The organism is Streptomyces sp. NPDC101165 (genome assembly GCF_044768135.1).
Lineage (GTDB): Bacteria > Actinomycetota > Actinomycetes > Streptomycetales > Streptomycetaceae > Streptomyces.
Window position 1 is genome coordinate 119,478 of record NZ_JBIWPG010000029.1, and the last position, 8,712, is coordinate 128,189.

Consider the following 8,712-nt stretch of genomic DNA (forward strand, 5'->3'; position numbering starts at 1 on the left):
CACGCTTGCCTTCACACTGATGTCAAGGTTCCACCATGGTCGCATGTCCCTGTCTTCCCAGGTCAAGGGCGGTCCGCTGCCGTGGTCGGGGCTGCTCGCCCTGTCCTGCGCCGCCTTCACGGCCGTCCTGACCGAACTCCTGCCGGCGGGTCTGCTGCCCGCGATGGCACCCCGGCTGGGGGTGGCCGAGTCCCGGATCGGCTTCCTCGTCACCGCGTACGCGACGGCCTCCTTCCTGGCGGCCGTCCCGCTCACGACGGCGCTGCGCGGGCTGCCGCGGCGGCCGGTGCTGTGCGGCGCGCTGCTGGGGTTCGCGGTCAGCGACGCGCTCGTCGCGCTGTCGTCGTCGTACGCGCTCACCTTCGCGGCCCGGCTGCTGGCCGGCGCCATGGGCGGCACGCTGTGGGCGATGCTCGTGGGCTACGCGGCCCGGATGGTGCCGGCCGCCCGGCGCGGCCGGGCCATCGCGGTCGTGCTCGCCGGGATCACCCTGGCCCTGGCACTGGGTCTGCCCGCCGGTACGGCGCTGGCGGGTGCGGTGGGCTGGCGGGCGGCCTTCGGCTCGCTGGCCGTGCTCGCCGTCCTGCTCCTGGTGTGGGTACGGCTGCGGGTGCCCGGCTTCCCCGGTGAACCCCCGCACGCGCGCGTGCCGCTCGTCCGGGTCGCCGTCCGGCCCGGGATCCGCCCGGTGCTGTCCGTGACGCTGTGTCTGCTGCTGGGGCACCAGGTGATGTACACGTACGTCGCCCCGTTCGCCGCGCACGCCGGATACGGCCGTACCGGCGTGCTGCTCGCGGTGTTCGGGGCCGCCACGGTGGCCGGGATCTGGCTCACCGGCGTGCTGGTCGACCGGCATCTGCGGCCCACGCTGCTGGCGGCGCTCGCCCTGTTCGCGACGGTCCTGCCGGTGCTCGGCCTGGCCTCCGGTGCGCACGCGGTGCTGGTCTGCGCCGTCGCCGTGTGGGGCGTGGCCTTCGGCGGGACGCCGACACTGATCCAGACCGCGCTGGTCGACGTCTCGGGCCCGGCCGACGCCGATGTCGCGACCTCGCTGCAGACCACGGTGTACAACGCGGGGATCGCCGCGGGTTCGCTCACCGGCGGGGTGGCGCTGGACTCCCTGGGTGCCGGGGCACTGCCCTGGACGGCGCTGCCCGCGGCCGTACTCGCGCTGGCGACGGTGGCGGCGGGGCGCCGGCACGCCTTTCCGTCCGTACGGCACGGTGCGGCGCCGCACGGGAACCGGGTGGCTGTGTCACCCTCGGTGCCCGTAGCCCGCGGCGCCGGGGATCATGCTGCGAGGAGGTCCGTGCCCCATGGTGAGGGACAGTGAGCTGGGTCATCTGCGCCGGTGCGTCGAGCTGGCGCGGGAGGCGCTCGACGCGGGCGACGAGCCCTTCGGGTCGGTGCTCGTGGCGGCGGACGGCACGGTCCTCGCCGAGGACCGCAACCGGGTGGCCGCCGGGGACCGCACCCGGCATCCGGAGTTCGAGCCGGCCCGCTGGTCGGCCGCCCACCCACGCCCGGGGAGCGGGCCGCCGCCACCGTCTACACCTCGGGCGAACACTGCCCGATGTGCGCGGCCGCGCACGCCTGGGTCGGACTCGGCCGCATCGTGTACGTCGCCTCGTCCGAACAACTCGTCTCCTGGCTGACCGAGTTGGGTGTGCCCGCGGCTCCGGTGCGAGCGCTGCCCGTGCGTGCGGTGGCCCCCGGTGTGGCCGTCGAGGGGCCGGTGCCCGAGCTGGTCGAGGAGGTACGGGACCTGCACCGCCGCTGCCACGCGGACCGTCGCTGACCGGCGCTTCACGGCCAGGGCTGTCGACCGGCGCCGGCCGCCTCAGCCGAGTTCGAGCGTGGCGACACCGAAGATCCGCTCGCGGGCGTGCTCACGCACCGGCCCGGTGTACATCCGGGCGGTCTCGAACGAGGCGCTGAAGCCGGCCTCCTCGGCCAGTGCGACGCCGGCCGTGTTCGGTTCGGGGACGTCGATCGCGACCTCGTGGCCGGCGGCCTCGGTGGTGAGCGCGGCGAACAGGGCCCGGGCGCCATCGGCGGTGTCGGCGAAGAGCGGGCCGATGCGCAGGCTGTCGCGGCCGGGCCGGATCACGCCGTAGCCGCTGAGGCGGTCGCCGTCGTGGCGGACGAACGCGCGGTGACCGGGGCCGGTGAGCCACTCGGGGAGGAAGCGTGGGCGGTCGGCCGGGGAGCAGGCGCTGTCGTAGGCGGTGACGGCGGGCAGGTCGGCGGGCCCGGCGGGACGGACGCCCTCGGGCAGCCGGCTCTGCGGGGCGGTGCCGGCGAAACGGATCGTGCGGTAGGCGAGTTCGAACCCGGACTGACGGTAGTTGTCCTGCTGGGCGACGACTCCGTCCAGGCCGACGGTGCGGTTGCCGGCGTGGGCCAGGGCGGTCTTCCAGGTGGTGAGGCCGTGGCCATGGCCGCGCAGGTCCGGGCGAACGAGGTAACAGCCGAGGAAAGCGTAGTCGGAGCCGTAGTTCACGACGGAGATGGCCGACACCGGCTCCCCGTCGATCCGGCCGAGGAAGAAGCCGTCCGGATCCTGGGCGAAGAACGCCGGACCGTCCGACAGCCCGGGATTCCACCCCTCCGCCGCCGCCCACCCGCTGATCACCGGCCAGTCGGCGAGGGTGGCCTGCGTGACGACGAGGTCCTGGGGGGCCGGAGAGGTCATCGGTGCGCTCCATTGCGTGGGGGTCGGACGTGCTGTGCGGGCGCGGTACGGCGACCGCGCCCGCAGCATCCTTGCCGATCAACGTGGCTCACGCCACGCACGGTTCGGCCGTTGCGGGAACCAAGCCGCCCCGCTGTGGGCCGGGTTGGCAGCGTGCACCGGACATGACCCCGGACCGGCCCACGCCGACGGCCCCACCGGGCCGGCGTCCGGCGGGGCCGCTCTGCGCGTGTGGGGGTCAGCGGTCCCGGCCGGGGCGGAAGCGGCGGTACAGGGTCGCGCCCGTGAGCAGGAGCGCGGCGCTGCCCGCGACCGCGGGGGCCGTGAGGTCGCTTCCGGTGTGGGCCAGGGTGGCCCCGGGCGGCTGCGCGGCGGGGGGCTGCGTGTGCGGGGTGTGCGGGTGGGACCTGGTGGGGGCCGGCGGCTTCGGGGTCGGTGCCGGGTGGTGGGTGTTGACCGAGTGGTTGCCCGTGGCCGGGTTGCCCACGCCGACGACGTCGACCGAGTTGCCGCTGACGTTCACCGGCAGGTGGACGGGGAGCTGGACGTCGTTGCCGGAGAGCACACCGGGCGAGTCCTTCGTACCGCCCTGCGCCGACGCGCCGCCGGACGTCGACGACGCGCCGGACGTCGACGAGGTGCCCGTGCCGCCACCGCCGCCGTTCGCGCAGGCGTTGCCGGCTGCGGGGTTGAGCAGTCCCACCACGTTCACCGTGTTCCCGCACACGTTCACCGGGACGTGCACCGGGAGCTGGACGGTGTTGCCGGAGAGCACACCGGGCGAGCCGGCCGCCGAGCCGTCGGCGGCAGCCCCGTCGGCCGCGAAGGCGGCGGACACCGGCATCGCCACGGCCATCGCGCCGGAAGCGGCGACGACGGCGATCACACCGTTTCGGGTAGCCCGTCTCATAGGTTTCCCTGCCTTCCAGACTTCGTCGCGGGCACTCACCCGCACCCCAGAAAACGCAGACGAACCATCCGAGTTATGGCTTATCGGCCTTTCACCCCGTCGAGTGACATGATCACTCGAACTGCATGCAAAGCAATCGAAAGATCATTGATCATGAGAGAAGCCGCGAAAGACAGATCATCGGACATGGCGCCCGGAGGCGCCCCGCACAAGGCCCGCTTATGGTGAGCGAGGGCGCGGCCCCGGTCCGCGGCTGGCGTGCCCCGGGAGGCGATCGATGCTGGTCAAGCTGTCCACACGGCCCGCCGTGCGGCGCTGCGCGGGAGCCGGAGCCCTCACGCTGGCGCTGCTCGGGTCCGGGTTGCCCGCGGCAACCGCCGCCGACCAGCCACAGCCGGACCTGTCCCGCTTCTACCGGCAGAAGCCGTCCTGGGCGGCCTGCAAGGGCCCGGACATGCCGAAGGATCTCCAGTGCGCGAAGGCGACCGTCCCGCTCGACTACGAGCACCCGAACGCGGGCACCCTCGACCTGGCCCTGGCCCGGTACCGGGCCACCGGTAAGTCGCGGGGCTCGGTGCTGCTGAACTTCGGCGGCCCCGGCGGCGCGGGCGTTCCGGAACTCGCCGGGGGCGGCAAGGAGTTCATGGAGCTGACCAACGGCTACGACGTGGTCACCTTCGACCCGCGCGGCGTCGGCCGCTCCTCCCCCGTCAGCTGCGGCCAGGGCACCGAGGAGGCCTCGGCGGCGATGGGCCAGAACGCCGACATCGGCCATCCCGAGGCCCTGCTGCAGAAGCTGCGGCAGGCCGCCGACCAGTGCGCCAGGCACTCCGGCCCGGTCCTGCGGCACATAGGCACCGTGAACACCGCCCGGGACATGGACGTCATCCGCCAGGCCCTCGGCGACAAGAAGCTCAACTACCTGGGCTTCTCCTACGGCACCCGGCTCGGCGCGGTCTACGCGGCGCAGTTCCCGCACAACCTCGGCCGGATGGCCCTGGACGGCGTGGACACCCTGACCGAGCCACTGTCCGAGCAGGGCCTGGCGGGCGCCGAGGGGCAGCAGACCGCGCTCGACGACTTCCTGGACTGGTGTACGACGGACATCGCGTGCCCGTTCGGGCAGGACCGGCGCATGGCCGGGGACCAGGTCCTCCAGCTGGTGCGTTCGCTCGACGAGAACCCGGTGCCCACGGACTTCGGCGGCACGTTCTCCGGACAGGACCTGGTGGGCGCCATCGGGCAGGCCCTGTACAGCAAGAAGCTGTGGCCCTCCCTGGAGCGTGCGCTCGTCTCGCTGGTCGAGGACGGCGACACGCGGCGGCTGCTCAGTCTCACCTCCGGCGGCGGATTCGCCGTGCCCGTCCGGCAGGGCGGCCGGGGGAAGGTCCAGGGCGGCGCGCGGCGGGACGGCGGGCTCGTGGACACCCAGGACGTCCCGTCGGACAACCTGCCGGCCGCGCTGATGGCGATCAACTGTGCGGACGACCCCGACCGGCCCGACGAAGCGCAGATCACCAGGGACCTGAAGGATCTCCGGGCCGCCTACGACCACGCGTCGCCGGTCTTCGGCCGCTTCCGGCTCACCCAGCTGCTGATGTGCTACGGCCGCCCCAAGGGCACGACCTTCATCCGCGACCGGGTCAAGAACCTCCAGTCGGCGAAGATGCTGCTGGTGGGCACGCGCGGCGACCCGGCGACGCCGTACCGCTGGACCGAGGAGACGGCGGGGCGGCTCGGGTCCTCCGCCGTGGTGCTCGACAACAAGGGCGACGGCCACACCGGCTACTCGTCGTCCACCTGCGTACATCGCAAGGTCAACGACTTCCTGCTGTACGGCACCCTGCCACCGAGCGGCAGCTCCTGCCCCGCGGACGGGAACACCTGGAGTTCCACCACGAACACCACCAATGGATGACAGGAGCAGTGCAATCGGGTATCAGGCGTGATTCCGGCACAACCTCCCGGCCGGCCCGGACGTCACACCGGGCAGGCGCGCCTCGGCCCGCCGTACCCGTACGTGACCGTGACAGGGGGCACCCGCCATGCGCATCCGCGCCGCCATCGCCGTACCCGCCGTCTCCGCCGCCGCGGCGGCCCTGTTGCTCACCGCGCCGCCGGGTCAGGCAGCCGCGGGGCACGCCCAGCCCGCACGCTGCGCGGAGAAGGCGCTGAGCATCCGGGCGAAGGCCGCGTCCGGCGATCCAGCCGTGATCCGGGTCAGGGTGACCAACATCAGCGCCCGGACCTGCGTCGTCGACCGGGTGCCCACGGTCACCTTCGGTGACCTGGACGGAGCCGCGCTGCCGGTGCCGGAGGGCGGTGGGGGCACGTACAGGCTCGGGGCCGGAAAGACCGCCTGTGCGGCCGTACGCACCATCGCCGACCCGACGGACCCCGAGGCTCGCCGGGTGGACGCGATCACGGTGGCCGCGTCGGCCTCCCAGTGGGGCCGTGCCTTCACCGCCGCGCAGCTCGGCACCGGGAGCGAGGTCCGGGTGTGGGAGCCGGTGACGACGTGGTGGCAGTCGACGGCGGCGGCCGCGGACCGGGCACTGGGCCTCGGCTGAAGGCCGGCTCCGGAGAGCGGCGGACCGAGCTCCCGGCCTCACCTGAAGGCCGACTCCAGAGAGCCGGGGACCAAGCCCCCGGCCCTCAGCTCAGGGAGCGGCGGACCGGGTCTCCGGTCCCAACTGAAGGCCGGCTACAGGGAGCCGCGGACCTGGACCCCGGCCTCGTCCGGGGAGCGGCGGACCCGGTGTCGGGGCCTCAGCCGAGGGTCAGTTCCGGGTTGTAGAGGTCCAGCCACTGGGCGAGGTCCAGGGCGCACTCCAGGCCGCGGCGGGCCACCTGGGTGATGACGGGAGTGTCGCGCTCGGCGGCCTCCCTGACCCGCTCCCGGTCGACCAGGTCGAAGACGGGGTGGGAGGGCCGGTCGAGGAGGTCCTTGACCTGGACCTGCAGGGCGCGGGCGTACCGCGGGTCCTGGGTGGACGGGTACGGGCTCTTGACCCTGTCGTACACCGACCGCGGCAGGAGGTCCGCGGTGGCCTCCCTGAGCAGGCTCTTCTCCCGGCCGTCGAAGGACTTCAGCGACCAGGGCGTGTTGTAGACGTACTCGACGAGCCGGTGGTCGCAGAACGGCACCCGGACCTCCAGGCCGACGGCCATGCTCATCCGGTCCTTGCGGTCGAGCAGGATGCGGACGAAGCGGGTCAGGTGCAGGTGGCAGATCTGCCGCATCCGGTACTCGAAGTCGCTCTCGCCGTCCAGGCGGTGGATGGCCGCGACGGCGGTGCGGTAGCCGTCGGCGATGTATCCCTCCAGGTCCAGGGTCTTGGCCAGGTCGGGGCGCAGCACGTCGGCGTCGTCGCCGAAGTGGCGGCCGAAGTGCACCAGCCAGGGGAAGGTCTCGGCGCGGCGGGCCTCCTCGTCGAAGAACTGCAGGTAGCCGCCGAAGACCTCGTCGGCCGATTCGCCGGACAGGGCGACCGTGGACTGGTCGCGGACGGCTCGGAAGAGCAGCAGCAGCGAGGTGTCCATGTCGCCGAAGCCGGCCGGCAGGTCGCGGGCGCGGATCACCTTCTCGCGCACGCCCGGGTCGGCGAGGGACTGGGCGTCCAGGACGATGTCCTGATGGTCGGTGCGGGCGAGCCGGGCCACGTCGTGCACGAAGGGGGTGTCCGGGGTGCCGCGCAGCTCGTCGGCGACGAAGTTGTCGGTCTGGCCGGCGAAGTCGACGGAGAAGCTGCGGACCTTCTCGCCGTGCTCGGCGAGCTGCCGGGCGGCGAGCGCCGTCATGGCGGAGGAGTCGAGGCCGCCGGAGAGCAGGGTGCAGCGCGGGACGTCGGCGACCAGCTGGCGGCGCACGATGTCGTCGAGGAGCGAGCGGACGGTGGCGACGGTGGTGTCGCGGTCGTCGGTGTGCGGGCGGGTCTCCAGCCGCCAGTAGACGCGGGTGCGCAGGCCCGTGCGGTCGACGGTGACGACGGTGCCGGGTTCGACCTCGTGCATGCCGTCCCACACGGCGTGTCCGGGGGTCTTGACCATGGTGAACAGCTCGCGCAGCCCGTCCAGGGCGACCCGGGGCCGGGCGAGCGGGTTGGCGAGGATCGCCTTGGGTTCGGAGCCGAACAGGACGCCGTCCGGGGTCGGGTGGTAGTAGAACGGCTTGATGCCCATGCGGTCGCGGATCATGACCAGCCGGTCGTGGGGGGCGTCCCACACGGCGAAGGCGTACATGCCGTTCAGCCGCTCGGCGACGGCGTCGCCCCATTCCAGGTAGCCGTGGAGGACGACCTCGGTGTCGGAGTCGGTCGTGAACCGGTGGCCACGGTCGGTGAGTTCGCGGCGGAGTTCGGTGAAGTTGTACGTCTCCCCGGAGTAGACGAGGGCGACGGCCCCCTCGGGGGTGCGGACGGACATCGGCTGGCGGCCGCCGGGGAGGTCGATGATCGCGAGGCGGCGGTGGCCCAGGGCGGCGGGGCCCTCGGTCCAGGTGCCCCGGTCGTCCGGGCCACGGCAGGCCATCGTCTCCGTCATCGCATGCAGAGCAGTGGACTCGGTGGTCAGGTCACGGTCGAAAGAGACCCATCCGGTGATGCCGCACATGCGCTACCTCCTGCCTCCGGCCCGCAGCCGTCCCCTCGCTCACCTGCGCTTTCCGGGGTGGACAGAAGACGACCGCCGAACCAGTTGTACCGAGCACCTATATGACGAGCCTCCGTCAGGCGCTCGCGGCGGTCAACGCGGGCGCACCACGGACGGACCAGACTCCCTCAGGGTTTCGGCCGTGTTTTGCCCGCGCGAAATCGAAGAACCGCCGTGGCACCGGGCTGGCGCGACAGGAACCGGCCACGGGCAAAAACTTCGCCAAGCGGCTGCTCGGCTAGTGTCCTGCGCCGGAGATCCGTCGGCAGAAGCGGGCGAGGGAGTCGAGGATCTCTTCGGCGGTCTTGGTCCAGATGAACGGCTTGGGGTCTTGGTTCCAGTTCTTGACCCAGGCCCGGATGTCGGCTTCCAGGGCCTGGATGTTCTTGTGCGCCCCGCGGCGGATCATCTGGTGGGCGAGGTAGCCGAACCACCGCTCGACCTGGTTGATCCAGGA

General features: G+C 72.8%; 6 protein-coding genes and 2 pseudogenes. 4 read left to right on the top strand and 4 right to left on the bottom strand.

Going from position 1 to position 8,712, the window contains the following annotated elements; all coding sequences use genetic code 11:
* Window positions 1-43 precede the first annotated feature (43 nt).
* Together ACIRVH_RS41740 and ACIRVH_RS41745 are read left to right on the top strand one after the other, a co-directional pair.
* On the top strand, window positions 44-1,333 hold the full coding sequence (locus tag ACIRVH_RS41740) for an MFS transporter (protein ID WP_403965074.1): 1,290 nt from the start codon (window positions 44-46) through the stop codon (window positions 1,331-1,333).
* Window positions 1,317-1,798: pseudogene (locus ACIRVH_RS41745) on the top strand (nucleoside deaminase). Before ACIRVH_RS41740 ends, ACIRVH_RS41745 begins: the two are co-directional and overlap by 17 nt.
* A gap of 42 nt (window positions 1,799-1,840) precedes the next feature.
* On the opposite strand, the gene ACIRVH_RS41750 reads toward ACIRVH_RS41745, so the two are convergent.
* Together ACIRVH_RS41750 and ACIRVH_RS41755 are read right to left on the bottom strand one after the other, a co-directional pair.
* Window positions 1,841-2,695: a GNAT family N-acetyltransferase gene (locus ACIRVH_RS41750; protein ID WP_403965075.1), complete on the bottom strand. Its 855-nt coding sequence runs from the start codon at window positions 2,693-2,695 to the stop codon at window positions 1,841-1,843.
* 238 nt (window positions 2,696-2,933) lie between these two features.
* Window positions 2,934-3,581 carry a chaplin gene (locus tag ACIRVH_RS41755; RefSeq protein ID WP_403965077.1) on the bottom strand — a complete coding sequence of 216 codons (648 nt, stop codon included), beginning with the start codon at window positions 3,579-3,581 and terminating at the stop codon, window positions 2,934-2,936.
* A gap of 301 nt (window positions 3,582-3,882) precedes the next feature.
* On the opposite strand from ACIRVH_RS41755, the gene ACIRVH_RS41760 reads away from it, so the two are divergent.
* Together ACIRVH_RS41760 and ACIRVH_RS41765 are read left to right on the top strand one after the other, a co-directional pair.
* Window positions 3,883-5,523 carry an alpha/beta hydrolase gene (locus tag ACIRVH_RS41760; protein ID WP_403965078.1) on the top strand — a complete coding sequence of 547 codons (1,641 nt, stop codon included), beginning with the start codon at window positions 3,883-3,885 and terminating at the stop codon, window positions 5,521-5,523.
* Between the two features lie 127 nt (window positions 5,524-5,650).
* The gene (locus tag ACIRVH_RS41765; protein ID WP_403965079.1) at window positions 5,651-6,175 is read left to right on the top strand and encodes a DUF4232 domain-containing protein; all 525 of its coding nucleotides are present in this window, start codon (window positions 5,651-5,653) and stop codon (window positions 6,173-6,175) included.
* Between the two features lie 199 nt (window positions 6,176-6,374).
* On the opposite strand, the gene asnB is transcribed toward ACIRVH_RS41765, so the two are convergent.
* Both asnB and ACIRVH_RS41775 read right to left on the bottom strand, forming a co-directional pair.
* Complete coding sequence (asnB, locus tag ACIRVH_RS41770; protein WP_403965081.1) at window positions 6,375-8,216, bottom strand: asparagine synthase (glutamine-hydrolyzing); 1,842 nt, start codon at window positions 8,214-8,216, stop codon at window positions 6,375-6,377.
* Between the two features lie 277 nt (window positions 8,217-8,493).
* Window positions 8,494-8,712, bottom strand: a pseudogene (locus ACIRVH_RS41775) (IS630 family transposase); the annotation flags it as partial.